Below are 13,624 nucleotides of genomic sequence, written 5' to 3' on the forward strand. Positions count from 1 at the left end.
GAGCGAGCTTGCTCGCGAAGATATTCCAGGCGCATCGCTGCGTTGACTGTACATTTTTCGCGAGCAAGCTCGCTCCTACAGGGGTGGGTTGTTACTTGCCGCCCGCCACACTGACTGGCTGCCACTGATTACTTTTGACCTCATACACGGTGAACGACGGCTTCTTCAGATTGCCCTCGGCATCAAACGCAATGGTCCCGGTCACGCCCTGATAGCTGATGGCGCGCAGCACCGGCAGGTACTTTTGCGGGTCCACCGAGTCGGCCTTCTCGATCGCCGCCACCAACACCCCGACACCGTCATAGGCAAACGGCGCGTGCAGTTCGATCGGCGCCTTGTAGCGATCCTTGTAAGCCTGCTCGAACGCCTTGCCACCCGGCATCTGCGCCACCGCCAGGCCCGGCTCCAGGGCAATCACGCCCTCGCCTTCGTTCTGCGCCAGTTGCAGGAAGGTCTGGCTGACAAACCCACCGGCCCCCATCAGCGGTGCCTTGATGCCCAGTTGCTTGATACGCCTGGCCAAAGGCGCGGCCTGGGAATCGACGCCACCAAAGAAAATCAGGTCCGGGTTCTGGCTTCGGATATTGGTCAGCACTGCGCTGAAATCGATGGTCTTGTCGTCGACGTATTCACGGGATACCACCTTGGCGCCACCGGCCTCGATGGATTTGACGAACTGGTCCGCCAGGCCCTGGCCGAATGCGGTGCGGTCGTCGATCACCGCAATGCGCCGGGCCTTGAGGGTGTTCAAAGCATAGTCGCCGGCCACCTGGCCGCCATCGTCGTCATGGCCCATGATCCGGAAGCTGGTGTCGAAGCCCTGCTGGGTATACGCGTGCCCGGTAGCAACCGGGGCGACTTGCGCGATACCTGCATCGTGATAAACCCGCGCCGCCGGAATGCTGGTGCCGGTGTTCCAGTGGCCAACCACGCCCACCACGCCTTCGTCCACCAGGCGCTGGGCCACGGTGACGGCGGTGCGCGGGTCGGACTGGTCGTCCTCGGACAGCAGCTTGAAGGTCACCGCCTCGCCGTTGATTTTCGGGTGCTTGGCGTTGGCCGCATCGATGGCCAGTTGCGCGCCGTTTTCCAGGTCCTTGCCGATCCGCGCCGACGGGCCGGTCAACGGCCCGGCCAGGCCGATCAATACGGTCTGGTCGGCCTGAGCCATGGCACTCGCCAGGCTGCTCAAGGCCAGGCCGATCACTAGGGTGTGCTTGAAAGTCTTCATCAGTGGTTCCTGTTTCTTTACGGGCTGGTCGGAACACGCCGGGCGTCCGGTAGCGTCAGGGTTGATTCATTCACCGAGGTAGGCACTGCGCACCTCGGGGTGGTCGAGCAATTCATGGGACGGGCCAGTGAGGCTGATGCGCCCGGTATCCATCACATAGGCACGGTCGGTGACCTGCAGCGCGAGCCGGGCGTTCTGCTCTACCAGCAGCAGGGTCATGCCCTGGCGGCACACGTCGTCGATCACCTGGAAGATCTTCTCCACCATGATCGGCGCCAGGCCCATGGACGGTTCGTCCAGCACCAGCAAGCGCGGCTTGGAGAGCAGCGCCCGGGCCAGCGCGAGCATCTGTTGCTCGCCACCGGAGAGCAGGCCGGCGGACTGCTGCAGGCGCTCCTCCAGACGCGGGAAGTGCTCGAACAACTGGCGGATCTCGCGGTTCACCTGCTCGCTGTCGCGGCGCAGGAACGCCCCCGCCTGGAGGTTTTCCAGGACGCTCATGCGCGCAAAGATCCCGCGTCCTTCCGGTACCATCGCAATGCCCTGGCGCAGCAATTGGTCCGGCGCCTGGCCGAGGATCGAACGCCCGGCGAAGTGAATCTGCCCCGCCGCTGCCGGCAGCAATCCGGTCAGGGCCTTGAGGCTGGAGGTCTTGCCGGCACCGTTGGCACCGATCAACGTCACTCGCTCGCCTTCGCCGATGTGTAAATCCAGGGACTTGACCGCTTCGATGGCGCCGTAGCGCACCTGCAAGCCGTCGACTTTCAATAAAGGTTCAGACATGGGCGCTGGCTCCCAGATAGGCCTGGATCACCGCCGGGTCGCGGCGCACCTCGGCAGGCGCGCCCACCGCGATCACCTGGCCGTAATCGAGCACGCTGATGCGGTCGCACACCCCCATCACCAGCTTCACGTCATGCTCGATCAGCAGCAGCGTGTGGCCGTCGTCGCGGATCTTTTCCAGCAGGCCGCGCAGTTGCACTTTCTCGGCAGCGTTCATCCCGGCGGCCGGCTCGTCGAGGGCCAGCAAACGTGGTTCAGTGGCCAGGGCCCGGGCGATTTCCAGGCGGCGTTGGTGACCGTAGGACAGGCTGTCGGCGCGGTAATTGGCGAACCCCGCCAGCCCGACATACGCCAACAGGCGATGGGCATGGGCGCGGGTTTGCGCTTCTTCTTCCCGGGCTCGACGATGGCGACTCAAGGCGGCCCACACGCCATTGCGGGTGCGCACATGGCGGCCGACCATGACGTTTTCCAGCGCGCTCATGGTGTTGAACAGGCGGATATTCTGGAAGGTCCGGGCGATGCCGGCCTGGGCCACCTGGTGCACGCTGGCCGGCTTGTAGTCCTCGCCGTCGAGCTGGAAGCGCCCGGAATCCGGGGTATACAGGCCGGTCATCACGTTGAAGAAGGTGGTTTTACCGGCGCCATTGGGGCCGATCAAGCCATAGATCTCCCCAGGCTGGATGCTCAGGCTCACGTCGGTGAGCGCCGCCACGCCGCCGAAGCGCTTGTTCACCTGGTCAATCTGCAACAGCGGCTGATTCATCGCGCCACTCCTTTTGGCCACAGGCCTGCCGGTCGATAGAGCATCGCCAGGATCAGCGCGAGCCCGTAGAACAACTGACGAATGATTTCCGGGTCCACCAGCACCTGGCCGAACAGCGCCTGCTGCAACGGGCCCATGCTCGCGCGCAAGGCTTCGGGCAACGCCGCCAGCAATACGCAGCCGAGAATCACCCCGGGGATATGGCCCATGCCGCCGAGCACCACCATCGCCAGCACCGCGATGGACTCATTGAGAGTGAAGGACTCCGGCGAGACAAAGCCCTGGAACGAGGCGAACAACGCCCCGCTCACGCCGCCAAACCCGGCACCGATGGCAAACGCCAGCAGCTTCAAGCGCAAGGTGTTGACGCCCATGGCCTGGGCCGCTTCCTCATCTTCACGAATCGCCACCCAGGCCCGCCCGATGCGCGAACGCTCCAGGCGAATGCAGGCAAACAGGATCAGCACCACCAGCGCGGCGAACAGGTAGTAGTACAGATAGACCGAAGGCAGGCGCAGGCCGAACAGCTCCTGGGTGCGCCCGAGGTTGATCCCCAGCAGGTTGACCGGGTCGACCTGGGAAATACCTTTGGGCCCGTTGGTGATGTTCACCGGGCGATCCAGGTTGCGCAGCAATATGCGGATGATTTCACCAAAGCCCAGGGTCACGATGGCCAGGTAATCGCCGCGCAGGCGCAAGGTCGGTGCGCCCAACAACACGCCAAAGCCCGCTGCCAGCAACGCGGCCAAGGGCAGGATCAACCAGATCGAGGTGTGCATGCCCGCCGGCAGCAGCGCCATCAGCGCCGGGAATTGCTGCAACAGATGCGGCGAGGACAGCAATGCGGCGAGGTACGCGCCCACTGCGTAGAACGCGATAAAACCCATGTCCAGCAGCCCGGCGTAACCCACGACGATGTTCAGGCCCAGGGCCAGCATGATGTACAGCAAGGCGAAATCGAGGGTGCGCACCCAGGTATTGCCGCCGGCATGCCCGACAATCCACGGCGCCAGCACCAGCGCCACGGCGAACAATACAAGGCCAAAGCTGGCGCGCTGGCGGGAGGTATTCAGGACACTCATGCGCGGGTCGCCAGTCGTTCGCCCAACAGCCCCGAAGGACGAAACACCAGCACCGCGATCAACACGATAAAGGCAAACACATCCTGGTAATTGCTGCCGAACACACCCTGGGTGGCAGCGCCCAGGTAGCCGGTACCCAGGGCCTCGATCAACCCCAGCAGCAGGCCGCCAAGCATCGCGCCCTTGAGGTTGCCGATGCCGCCCAATACGGCCGCGGTGAACGCCTTGATGCCCGGCAGGAAACCCATGTAGAAATGCGCGCTGCCGTAGTTGCTCGCCATCATGATTCCGGCCAATGCCGCCAGGGCGCCGCCAATGGCAAAGGTCAGCACGATGATGCGATTCGGGTTGATGCCCATCAGGCTCGCCACCTGCGGGTTCTCGGCCACGGCGCGCATGGCCCGACCAAAGCGTGTGCGTTCCACCAACACCAGCAGCGCGACCATTACCGACAGTGCGACGGCAATGGTGGTCAGGGCGGTAGCGTTGGTGATCGCCGGATGCGCCGAAGCGCCCGCGAGCACTTCAATCGGTTCCAGCGGCAGCAGTTGCGGGAACATCTGCGGGTTCCGCGTCCACACCAACATGGCGACGGTTTGCAGCAACAACGACACCCCGATGCCGCTGATCAATGGCGCCAGGCGCGGCGCATTGCGCAGGCGCCGATAAGCGACCCGCTCAATCAGCACCGCGAGTACCGCGCAGAACGCCATGGCAATCACAGTGGCTGCCAGCAGCACCAGCACCGGCGGCATCGCCGGCCATGTCACCTGCAACAGGCGAATCACCGAGAGGCCCACCAAAGCGCCAATCATCAACACATCGCCATGGGCAAAGTTGATGATCCGCAAAATGCCGTAGACCATGGTGTAACCCAAGGCCACTAGCGCGTAGAGACTGCCCGTCATCAAACCATTGAGCAGCTGCTGGATAAACGCATCCATGGAAACCATCGACCTCACTACTGACGAGGGCGGCACACTAAGCATCTATTCTGTTTTTATCAAATATCAGAAATTCATATGGTTATGCCAAACGCATAAAGCGCTATAACCGCCATAAATACGGCATTTATGGCTCTTTATTTGCCATCTCACTTAGTATTTAATTCAACACATGAATAATTTAGAACAGTTAGCCAATGACCCGCCGTTGCGTGCCGTGCGCACCTTCGAAGCGTTTGCCCGCCACGGCGGAGTGAATTCCGCCGCCCGCGAACTGGACGTGTCGCCGTCCGCCGTCAGCCATCAACTGCACCTGCTGGAAAGCTTTCTGCAGCAAGCGCTGACCTTGCGCCAGGGCCGCAACCTGGTGCTCACCGAAGAAGGCCGCGAGTACTACCGGGCCATCCGCTCGGCCTTCGCCGTACTGCGCAGCGCCACCGAACACGTGCGGGAAAAAAGCGCCACGCGCCAGGTCACCATCAGCCTGATCCCGCTGTTCGGCATCAACCTGTTCATCCCGCGCCTGGCACAGTTCCTCAAGGACCACCCGGCGCTGGACATCAACGTCACCTACGCCAACCACCGCAGCTACCCCAGCGACGCTGCCGATTTATCGATCCGCTTCGGCACCGGGCACTGGCCGGGGTACCACAGCGAGCCGCTGATTTCCGGGGCGGTGACGCCGTATTGCAGCCGCGCATTCCTGGAGCAACACGGCCCGATCGACACACCTGAGGCGCTGAGTGAATTACCGCTGTTGCACGACGAAGAACGCGGCACCTGGAGCCAATGGTTCCAGGCCGCCGACGTGCATCACGGGACCGCGTTGAATGGTTTGCTGCTGGAGGATGGTCAATTGGCGCTGACGGCCACGCTGACCGGGTTGGGCTGCTCACTGCTGCGCGCGCCACTGGTGGCGCCGCATGTGGCAAATGGGGAGTTGGTGAAGCTGTTTGATCTACAGGTCGATGATGGCCGCCAGTACTACCTGTGCCGGCGGGCCAACAGCGAGTTGTCGAGCGAGGGGAATCACTTGTACGACTGGATCAAGAACAACCTTGCGGGGAATTGAAAACACCGCAGATCCAATGTGGGAGCGGGCTTGCTCGCGAATGCGGTGGTTCAGCCAGCACATGTATCGACTGACCCACCGCATTCGCGAGCAAGCCCGCTCCCACATTTTTGTGTGCGTTTCAATTCAGAATGGAGTCAGCTGCCGTTCCCGCCATGCGCCTCTTCAAAGAAGTAATCCTTCCAGCTCCCCGCCTTGTTCTTCAACACCCCCAACTCCTGCAATTTCTCGGCATAGATATAGGTACGCTGCGGCACGATGGTGAAGTCGATTTCCGGGTCCTGGACAATCTTCTCCACCAGCGCCAGCGGTAGCTTCGACTGCTCTACACGAATGTAAGCCTGGGCCGCTGCCGGCTTGTCGGCCTTGATGATTTTCTCGGCCTCGGCCAACGCGTCATAGAACGCCTTGTAGGTCTTGGGGTTCTCGTCGTGGAATTTCTCGGTGGTGTACAGCACGTTGAACGTCGCCGGGCCGCCGAGAATGTCGTAGGAACTCAGCACCTTGTGCACCTTGGGATTCAACAACTCCTGATACTGGAACGGCGGGCTGGAAAAGTGTGCGTTGATCTCTGAACCGCCAGCAATCAGCGCCGCAGTGGCGTCCGGATGCGCCAGGCTGATGGAGATATCGTCGAACTTCTTGTAGTTGTCGTTCCCGAACTGCTTGGCGGTTTCAATCTGCAAGGTGCGCGACTGAAAACCCACACCCGCGGCCGGTACGGCGATGCGGTCTTTTTCGCTGAAGTCCTTGAGGGTCTTCACATCCGGGTTATTGGTCAGCAGGTAGTTGGGCATCGAGCCCAGCGAGGCGATGGCCTTGACGTTCTGCTTGCCCTTGGTGCGGTCCCACAGCGTGAGCATGGGCGGCACACCCGCCGACACCACGTCCAGCGCGCCGGCCAGCAGCGACTCGTTCATCGCGGTGGCGCCGGAGATACTGTTCCACTCCACCTTTATGTCCAGGCCCTGCTCCTTGCCGTGTTTCTCGATCAGGTTCTGGTCACGAACCACATCGAGGATCAAGTAGCCGATGCCGAATTGCTGGGCGATGCTGATCTTGCCTTCGGCGTGTGCACCAAGGCTGAGGAGCGCACTGGCTGCTGCCAGGAGCGTCAGGGTGGGTCGTTTTATTATCATGAGAACGCTGCCGCGAGTTTGAGAAGGGTTGCGAGCGTAGCGGCCCGCGTACAGTGCGAAAAAGAATATCGCGATCTATGGATATACGAAAAACACTGCCCGCCGGCGCTGCTATATTGCGCGCCTGTGCCTGATGTCATCCCCGGAGCCACTCTGCATGCTGCGCACCAACCTCAACGAGATGCTGATCTTCATGGCGGTGGTCGATGGCGCCAGCTTTGTCGCCGGTGGCCAGGCCATGGGGCTGACCCGCTCGGCGGCCGGCAAGGCGGTGGCGCGCCTGGAGGACAGCCTTGGTGTGCGTCTGTTGAACCGCACCACCCGCACCTTGAGCCTCACCGACGAAGGCCGCGCGCTGTATGACCAGGGGCTGGAGATCCTCGCCGCAGTGGACAACGCCCAAAGCCGCATCGGCCAGCCCACCGGGGTACCGCGCGGTTTATTGCGGCTTACGCTGCCCGATGCGTTCGGGCGCAAGGTGTTGCTGCCGCTGTTGAAGAAATACCTGCAAGCCTGGCCCGAGGTGCAGGTGGAAGTCAGCTTCAGCGACCGCATCGCCGATATCGTCGAGGACGGCTTCGACCTGGCCATCCGCATCGGCAGCGCAAACACCGACCGCCAACTGGTTTCCCGGGTGGTCGCTCGTTATCAGGCGCTGCTGTGCGCCGCACCGGACTATCTCGCCGAGCGCGGCATACCCCGGGACATGGACGCCCTCGCCCACCACGACTGCCTGTATTTCAGCAGCCGCACGCGCAAGCAAAGCTGGCGCTTTCGCGAAGCGGACGGCACCTGGGTCAAGGCGTACGGGCGCAGCCGCCTGCGCCTGGACAGCGGCGAAGCACTGCGCGACGCTGCCGTGTCCGGGCTGGGCATCGCCTTGCTGCCGGACTTCGTGGTGGCCGAGGACCTGGCTGCCGGGCGCCTAGTGCCCGTGTTGCCCAACCTGGACGCGGGAGACGTGGAGATCCTGGCGATGTACCCGAGCAAACGCTTCCTGGAGCCTCGGGTACGGCGCTTTATCGACCTGATGGTGGATGAGCTGACGGGCTGATCAGTCGGCGTGAGCAATCACCTTGATCTCGACGATCTGTGCATCGGACGCCAGGTAATTCACGCCGACCAGGGTCGCGGCCGGGCGATGCTCACCGATGTATTCTTTCCACACATTGACCACCGCTTCAAAATCGCGCTTGGCATGCACCAGGAAGAAATCCACAGCGGCAATGTTCGAGCGGCCAACGCCGAAGCCGGCCAGTACATGGTCGAGGTTCTCCAGTGTCTGGCGGGTCTGGGCGGCGGCATCACCGTCAACGAACTCACCTTCCAGGGTGTGAGAAAACTGCCCGGCAATATAGATCGTGCCATTGACGCGGTAGCCCTGGCTGACGCTGTTGCCCTCTTCCCATGAAACGCCGTGGTTGTAGATCGTGGGTTTGCTGCTCATGTCGGTTTCCTTGGGCGATGATTTAAGGAAACTGTAACAAGGGCATTGGCGAATGGACGTCCCCACTGAGGCGACCAAAAACTACCCGCCCACGCCCTTCGGCTGGTATCGTGCCGCCCTTGAAAAAACCGCTGCGAGGAAATGGACCTTGAACACTGACGAAAAAATGACCGGGGACCTGTTCGAGGTGGACAAACGCCTGTCACTCAAGCCCGTGGTGGACTTCAACAACTACCTGCGCAGCGCTTTCGGCGATGGCCCCTGCACCTGCATCCGCTGCGTCGCCAGCGAGGGCAGCGAGGCCGGTTACGAGTTTCAGCACACCTTCGATTTCGACGGTAAAAAAACCCACCGCCGCTTCGCCTCCACCGCCGGCAGCGACGTGCTGTTGATACTGAAGAAAGCCTGGTTGTCTTACACCAAGGCCGAGCTGCCGTTGAGCGGCGCGCTGGCGCTGGACACGGTGAAGGAATTTGTCGAGCCGCAGCTGCACAAGCGCGTGGCGCCGCTGTTCCTGGCCAGTGGGTTGGTCAAGGATGTGGAAGGTGAGTTGCGGATGCAGCCGCAGGCAGCAGGCTGATAATCGCGCAAACAGGCAACAAGCTGCTTCACTGACAAGGCTGTCCTCTCAGCGCAAGGAGTCGCCGATGGCCGAGCCAAGCAAAAAGATGAGCCTGATGGGCCTGACCACCCTGGTGGCGATCAACATGATGGGCTCGGGCATCATCATGCTGCCCGCCAGCATGGCGCAATTGGGTGCGATTTCGCTGCTGTCGTGGCTGATCACCGCCGTGGGCTCGATGGCGATCGCGTACTGTTTTGCCCAGTGCGGCCTCTTCTGCACCCGCACCGGCGGCATGTCGGCCTACACCGAAGAGGCCCACGGCAAGTCCGGGTTCTTCCTCTGTTCGTTCCTGTATTTCCTGTCGCTGATCATCGCCAATGTGGCGATTGCGATTTCGGCGGTGGGCTACCTGTCGTCCTTCATCCCGTGGCTGGGCAGCGGCCCCATCCCCTTGTTCATCGGCACCCTCGGGCTGATCTGGCTGACCACCGTGGCCAACTTCGGCGGGCCGCGCCTGACCGGGCGGATCGGCGTGATCACGGTGTGGGGCGTGATCATTCCCGTGGCGGGCTTGAGCGTGATCGGCTGGTTCTATTTCAAGACGGAGGTGTTCAGCGATGCCTGGAACCCCAACCAACTGCAACTGTGGGATGCGATTGGCGCGAGTATCCCGCTGACCCTCTGGGCCTTCCTCGGCATGGAGTCCGCGGCCCAGGGCTATGACGCGGTGGAAGACCCCAAGCGCACCGTGCCGCTGGCCTGCCTGCTGGGCACCCTCGGCGCGGCGCTGGTGTATGTGCTGTCCACCAGCGTGATCCAGGGCATCGTGCCTAACGCCGAACTGGCCGAGTCTTCCGCGCCGTTTGCCCTGGTGTATGCGCAGATCTTCACGCCGCTGGTGGGCGATATCATCATGGCCCTGGCGGTAGTGGCGTGCATCGGCTCGCTATTGGGCTGGCAATTCACCCTGGCGCAAACGGCCAAGATGTCGGCGGACCAGCGCCTGTTTCCGCGCTTCTTCAGCCGGGTCAGCCGCGCCCACGCGCCGGTGTTGGGGCTGATTGCCTGTGCGGCGTTGCAGAGCCTGATTGCCTTGTCGACCATCTCGCCCACAGCCAGTGCGCAGTTCGGCAAGTTGGTGAACCTGGCGGTGGTGACTAATTTGATTCCTTACGTCACTGCGCTGACTGGGCTGCTGGTGATGATGCACAAGGCGCGGGTGGCGGCCTCGATTTATGCACGCAATACCACGGTGTTGCTGATTGCCGTGGGGTATTCGCTGTATGCGATTTATGCGTGTGGTGAGGAGGCGGTGTTTGGTGCGACGCTGGTGTTGGCGTTTGGGTATCTGTTGTATGGTTTTTTGGCGCGGCGGTTTATCACGGCCAGTGGCGGGTGAATATCCGTTATTTTGGTGATGGCTTGTATCGGTTCCGCTCTTACAGCGGCTCACTTTTGAACAGCGCAAAAGTAAGCAAAACGCTCTTGCCCCACCACTCGGCTCCTCGCTTAGGCTCGGAGTGCCCTCACTCCGGCCAGCGTGGTTTAACGGGGCGCCCAAGATCAAGATCAAAAGCAGAGCACAGCGGCCTACCGGCCGGCTTGAGTGTTGAAGAGCAAAAGCCAAATCAAAAGCTAAAGCGGGCACGGTCCAAATGTGGGAGCGGGCTTGCTCGCGAAGGTCGTTAACGATGACGCGGGCATTCTGAATGAACGCGGCGCTCTCAGGTTTTTCGCGAGCAAGCCCGCTCCCACAGAAAAGCAGATCTGCTTTCGCTCTGGTCTTTGCTTTTAACACTCAAGCCGGCCGGGAGGCCGCTGTGCTGTTGCTTTTGCTTTTGATTTTGATTTTGATCTTAGGCGCCCCGTCAACCACGATGGCCGCAAGTAGGCACGGTGGAGCGGGTAAATCGGCAAGGATGCCGATTTAGCCGCGCCGGGCCATGGATGGCCCGTCGCGGCGGCCCGCGGAGCCTTGCCGGAGTGCGGGCATGCCGAGCCTAAGCGAGGCACCGAGTGGTGGGGCAAAGCGTTTTTTGGTTACTTTTTTAGGCGTTTGTAAAAAAGTGACCCGCTGTAAGAGCGGAACCATAAGTAGCCGTTACCGAAGAAACGGATATGTACTCAATCAATCAATCAATCAAACCACTCCCCCCGCTCAAGAAACGTATTCCGAATCATCTCCACCACCCACCCCACCTCCAGCGGATGCCGCACATCAGCACTCACCCCCATCCAGACCTGCCGCTGCATCCCCTCCAGAAACACCCCATCCAACGCCGTCAACCCACGATCAAAACAACTCATGTACCGCGGCAACAACCCAATACACGCACTGCACCGAATCATCTCCAGCATCAGCGGATACGCTTCCACCCGCACTACCCCCGCCAGCCGCTGCTCCACCAGGCTATTCCACGGCCGCAGCGCCTCCACCTGCCGGTCCGGCTGCCACTGCACCAACATATAATCCGCAAGGTCTTCAATGCTGTCCGGCCGCACCGCCAACCGCGAATACCGCTTGGCAATATGCGGCGAATAATCCAACCGCGCCAACACCTCTGGCGCCCCAATGGCAAAACTCGGCCCCGCCCCCGGCGAATCCATCCCCGACAACCACACCACCACATCCGCATCCAGCGCCTGCAACCCCAACTCGCTGTCGATGGAAATGATCTCCAGCCGCACACTCGCATTGCGCCGCAACAGCGCAATCAGGTCCCGCCCCAGAATGTCATGCAGGATCGACTCGGCAACCGCCAGCCGAATCAACGGTTGCTCCAGCACCGGCAAGCGTCGCTCATGCGCCAGGGCAATCAACTGCGCCTGCAACTGCTGCCCTTCACGACTCAGGGCCAGGACATTGCCCTGATAGCTGAACAGCGAACGCCGCAGTTGCTCTTCCAGCTGCGCCAGGCGCTTGCGCAACTGCGTGGCCTTGATGTTGAGGCTGCGAGCCGCCTGCATGAAACACCCACAGCGGGCGCTGATCAGGAAATACTGCGCCACCTCGGGCTCGATGGCGGCCGCCAGGGCCAGCCAGGCCTCGCGGGATTCGGTCGACGCACGATAAGGCGCGACGCCGTGGGGTACAGCCGGTTCAACAAATACCATGGGAGACTCCCTGTCTTGTGGGTACTGTGCATCCAATGCGGTGATACGGTTTTACTCCAGCACCTTGTTCAGCTCGGCGCCGTCGATACTCAAGGTCGCGGTATTGAGCATGCCTTCCAGGTAGGCCTTGGCAATCTGCTCCTGGCGTTGCGCACGCAAGGCCTCGGTCAAGCGGCCCCGCAGTTCATCCAGCGTGGCGGTGCGCGCCGGTTGTTGCCCAGTGAGTTTGAGCACGTGAAAACCCGCCGCACTCTGCACCGGCTCCGACACCCCGCCCGTCTTGAGCCGCGCCACCACACCGCGCATTTCAGGCACCAATTGCTGCAATGGCTGCATCCCGGCATCGCCACCGCGCCGGGCGCTGTCGGGGTCCTGGGAATACTGGCTGGCCAGGGCGGCAAACTCGCCCGGCGAGGCCTGCGCCTTGCGGCTCAACTCCTGGGCCTGGCGGCGCACATTGTCGACGGTTTGCGGGTCGCTCACGGCCAGGAAAATCTGGCTGACCTGGTACAACGGCGGCGTCACCCATTGTGCCTTGCCGCTGTCATAGGCTTGCTGCAATTCAGCGGCGCTGGGGTAATCCGTCGGCACCTGGCTGACCGACAACATGTAGTCGCGAAACACGATCTGCTCGGTGGCGGCGCGGGTCTGTTGCTCCACCTCCGGACGCAGCCGCCAGCCCTGGGCATCGGCCTGTTCAAGCACGGCCTTTTGCGCCAGGCGCGAACGCAGCCAGGTTTCCAGGGCGCCACGGTTGCCACGCAACTGCTCGCGGGTTTCCGTCGGCAAGGCGGCCAACACCGACTTGAGTTCGGCGAGGTCGATCTGCTGGTTGCCCAGGCGCGCCACCGCCGGCCCGTCCTTCACGGCCACCGGCGCCGGCTGCTGGGCTGCGACCGGGTCACTGCCCGGCCGCAGGCTCAACCCCACCGCGACCGCCAGCACCACCAGGGCGCCAGCGCCGACCACCAGGGCTGGTTTCTTCACAGTGCAGGCGCCTCTTCGCGCGCGTCGACAGCAGGCGCGGACCCGGCCTGGAGCTGGGCGGCTTGCTGGCTGTATTCACGCAGGTAGACGATGAATTCCTGCAGCAGGCGGTCCCACAATTCCAGCTGATTGCGCAAGTACGGCGCACCCACGCCGGCGGCCACCACGTCCATCTCCATCAGCAGGAACTCACCCTGCAACGACAACCGCGCAAAACGTCGGGAAGCGTTCCAGACCTGGGCCAGCCCCTCGGGCAATTCGCCCTGCACCCGCAGCGCGCAGCTGTAGGTGAAGTCCACGTAGCTGCCCTGCTCTGCCGCCGGGTTGCCGAAACGCACGGCGAAGCCGATGCCCTGGCTTGCGCTGAGCAATTGCACGATGCCGTTCTGCTCGGTCTGGTTGACCCGGTAGCCGGCTTCCTGCAGCAGCTCGGTCAAGGCTTGCGGGGTCACGCTGGTGATCAGTTGTACGTCGCTCATAGGGGTCTCTTCCTT

The 13,624-nt window shown here is 62.3% G+C and carries 14 protein-coding genes; 4 read left to right on the forward strand and 10 right to left on the reverse strand.

Annotated features, from left to right (window positions below; all coding sequences use genetic code 11):
- Positions 1 to 91: 91 nt before the first annotated feature.
- From V6607_RS19415 to V6607_RS19435, 5 genes are all read right to left on the reverse strand, one after another.
- Positions 92 to 1,231: a branched-chain amino acid ABC transporter substrate-binding protein gene (locus tag V6607_RS19415; RefSeq protein WP_102369347.1), complete on the reverse strand. Its 1,140-nt coding sequence runs from the start codon at positions 1,229 to 1,231 to the stop codon at positions 92 to 94.
- A gap of 66 nt (positions 1,232 to 1,297) precedes the next feature.
- A complete protein-coding gene (locus V6607_RS19420) occupies positions 1,298 to 2,014 on the reverse strand; it encodes an ABC transporter ATP-binding protein (RefSeq protein ID WP_003207970.1) in 717 nt (238 codons plus the stop codon).
- Positions 2,007 to 2,780, reverse strand: coding sequence for an ABC transporter ATP-binding protein (locus V6607_RS19425; protein WP_102369348.1), 774 nt, complete (start codon positions 2,778 to 2,780; stop codon positions 2,007 to 2,009). Before V6607_RS19425 ends, V6607_RS19420 begins: the two co-directional genes overlap by 8 nt.
- Positions 2,777 to 3,862, reverse strand: coding sequence for an ABC transporter ATP-binding protein (locus V6607_RS19430; RefSeq protein ID WP_087694203.1), 1,086 nt, complete (start codon positions 3,860 to 3,862; stop codon positions 2,777 to 2,779). The genes V6607_RS19425 and V6607_RS19430 overlap by 4 nt, the downstream gene beginning before the upstream one ends.
- Positions 3,859 to 4,806: a branched-chain amino acid ABC transporter permease gene (locus tag V6607_RS19435; protein ID WP_008436930.1), complete on the reverse strand. Its 948-nt coding sequence runs from the start codon at positions 4,804 to 4,806 to the stop codon at positions 3,859 to 3,861. The genes V6607_RS19430 and V6607_RS19435 overlap by 4 nt, the downstream gene beginning before the upstream one ends.
- Before the next feature lie 172 nt (positions 4,807 to 4,978).
- On the opposite strand from V6607_RS19435, the gene V6607_RS19440 reads away from it, so the two are divergent.
- On the forward strand, positions 4,979 to 5,878 hold the full coding sequence (locus V6607_RS19440; protein ID WP_134326868.1) for a LysR substrate-binding domain-containing protein: 900 nt from the start codon (positions 4,979 to 4,981) through the stop codon (positions 5,876 to 5,878).
- A 137-nt stretch (positions 5,879 to 6,015) separates the two neighbouring features.
- Here V6607_RS19440 and V6607_RS19445 read toward each other — a convergent pair whose 3' ends face one another.
- Positions 6,016 to 7,017 carry an ABC transporter substrate-binding protein gene (locus tag V6607_RS19445; RefSeq protein WP_003207959.1) on the reverse strand — a complete coding sequence of 334 codons (1,002 nt, stop codon included), beginning with the start codon at positions 7,015 to 7,017 and terminating at the stop codon, positions 6,016 to 6,018.
- 157 nt (positions 7,018 to 7,174) lie between these two features.
- Here V6607_RS19445 and V6607_RS19450 point away from each other — a divergent pair, with 157 nt between their 5' ends.
- Positions 7,175 to 8,071, forward strand: a complete 897-nt coding sequence (locus V6607_RS19450; RefSeq protein WP_134326869.1) for a LysR family transcriptional regulator — start codon at positions 7,175 to 7,177, stop codon at positions 8,069 to 8,071.
- Here the strand turns inward: V6607_RS19450 and V6607_RS19455 are convergent, their stop codons facing one another.
- Positions 8,072 to 8,464: a RidA family protein gene (locus V6607_RS19455; protein WP_003207956.1), complete on the reverse strand. Its 393-nt coding sequence runs from the start codon at positions 8,462 to 8,464 to the stop codon at positions 8,072 to 8,074.
- 148 nt (positions 8,465 to 8,612) lie between these two features.
- Here V6607_RS19455 and V6607_RS19460 point away from each other — a divergent pair, with 148 nt between their 5' ends.
- Together V6607_RS19460 and potE are read left to right on the forward strand one after the other, a co-directional pair.
- Positions 8,613 to 9,044 (forward strand): hypothetical protein, encoded by a 432-nt coding sequence (locus V6607_RS19460; RefSeq protein ID WP_134326870.1) that lies wholly within the window; start codon positions 8,613 to 8,615, stop codon positions 9,042 to 9,044.
- A 67-nt stretch (positions 9,045 to 9,111) separates the two neighbouring features.
- On the forward strand, positions 9,112 to 10,428 hold the full coding sequence (gene potE / locus V6607_RS19465) for a putrescine-ornithine antiporter (protein ID WP_134326871.1): 1,317 nt from the start codon (positions 9,112 to 9,114) through the stop codon (positions 10,426 to 10,428).
- 737 nt (positions 10,429 to 11,165) lie between these two features.
- Here the strand turns inward: potE and V6607_RS19470 are convergent.
- The 3 genes from V6607_RS19470 to V6607_RS19480 are packed head-to-tail and all read right to left on the reverse strand — an operon-like array spanning position 11,166 to position 13,609.
- Positions 11,166 to 12,143, reverse strand: coding sequence for a LysR family transcriptional regulator (locus V6607_RS19470; protein WP_003211527.1), 978 nt, complete (start codon positions 12,141 to 12,143; stop codon positions 11,166 to 11,168).
- A gap of 51 nt (positions 12,144 to 12,194) precedes the next feature.
- Positions 12,195 to 13,130, reverse strand: a complete 936-nt coding sequence (locus tag V6607_RS19475) for a peptidylprolyl isomerase (RefSeq protein WP_134326872.1) — start codon at positions 13,128 to 13,130, stop codon at positions 12,195 to 12,197.
- Positions 13,127 to 13,609 (reverse strand): YbjN domain-containing protein, encoded by a 483-nt coding sequence (locus V6607_RS19480; protein WP_134326873.1) that lies wholly within the window; start codon positions 13,607 to 13,609, stop codon positions 13,127 to 13,129. Before V6607_RS19480 ends, V6607_RS19475 begins: the two co-directional genes overlap by 4 nt.
- Between the last annotated feature and the right edge of the window lie 15 nt (positions 13,610 to 13,624).

This window comes from Pseudomonas sp. KK18, from assembly GCF_037094675.1.
GTDB lineage: Bacteria > Pseudomonadota > Gammaproteobacteria > Pseudomonadales > Pseudomonadaceae > Aquipseudomonas.

Coding starts and splice junctions, on each gene's coding strand:
- V6607_RS19420 (WP_003207970.1), bottom strand. CDS start 2,014: ATGTCTGAACCTTTATTGAAAGTCGACGGCTTGCAGGTGCGCTACGGC.
- V6607_RS19425 (WP_102369348.1), bottom strand. CDS start 2,780: ATGAATCAGCCGCTGTTGCAGATTGACCAGGTGAACAAGCGCTTCGGC.
- V6607_RS19440 (WP_134326868.1), top strand. CDS start 4,979: ATGAATAATTTAGAACAGTTAGCCAATGACCCGCCGTTGCGTGCCGTG.
- V6607_RS19455 (WP_003207956.1), bottom strand. CDS start 8,464: ATGAGCAGCAAACCCACGATCTACAACCACGGCGTTTCATGGGAAGAG.
- potE (WP_134326871.1), top strand. CDS start 9,112: ATGGCCGAGCCAAGCAAAAAGATGAGCCTGATGGGCCTGACCACCCTG.
- V6607_RS19445 (WP_003207959.1), bottom strand. CDS start 7,017: ATGATAATAAAACGACCCACCCTGACGCTCCTGGCAGCAGCCAGTGCG.
- V6607_RS19415 (WP_102369347.1), bottom strand. CDS start 1,231: ATGAAGACTTTCAAGCACACCCTAGTGATCGGCCTGGCCTTGAGCAGC.
- V6607_RS19435 (WP_008436930.1), bottom strand. CDS start 4,806: ATGGATGCGTTTATCCAGCAGCTGCTCAATGGTTTGATGACGGGCAGT.
- V6607_RS19430 (WP_087694203.1), bottom strand. CDS start 3,862: ATGAGTGTCCTGAATACCTCCCGCCAGCGCGCCAGCTTTGGCCTTGTA.
- V6607_RS19480 (WP_134326873.1), bottom strand. CDS start 13,609: ATGAGCGACGTACAACTGATCACCAGCGTGACCCCGCAAGCCTTGACC.
- V6607_RS19470 (WP_003211527.1), bottom strand. CDS start 12,143: ATGGTATTTGTTGAACCGGCTGTACCCCACGGCGTCGCGCCTTATCGT.
- V6607_RS19450 (WP_134326869.1), top strand. CDS start 7,175: ATGCTGCGCACCAACCTCAACGAGATGCTGATCTTCATGGCGGTGGTC.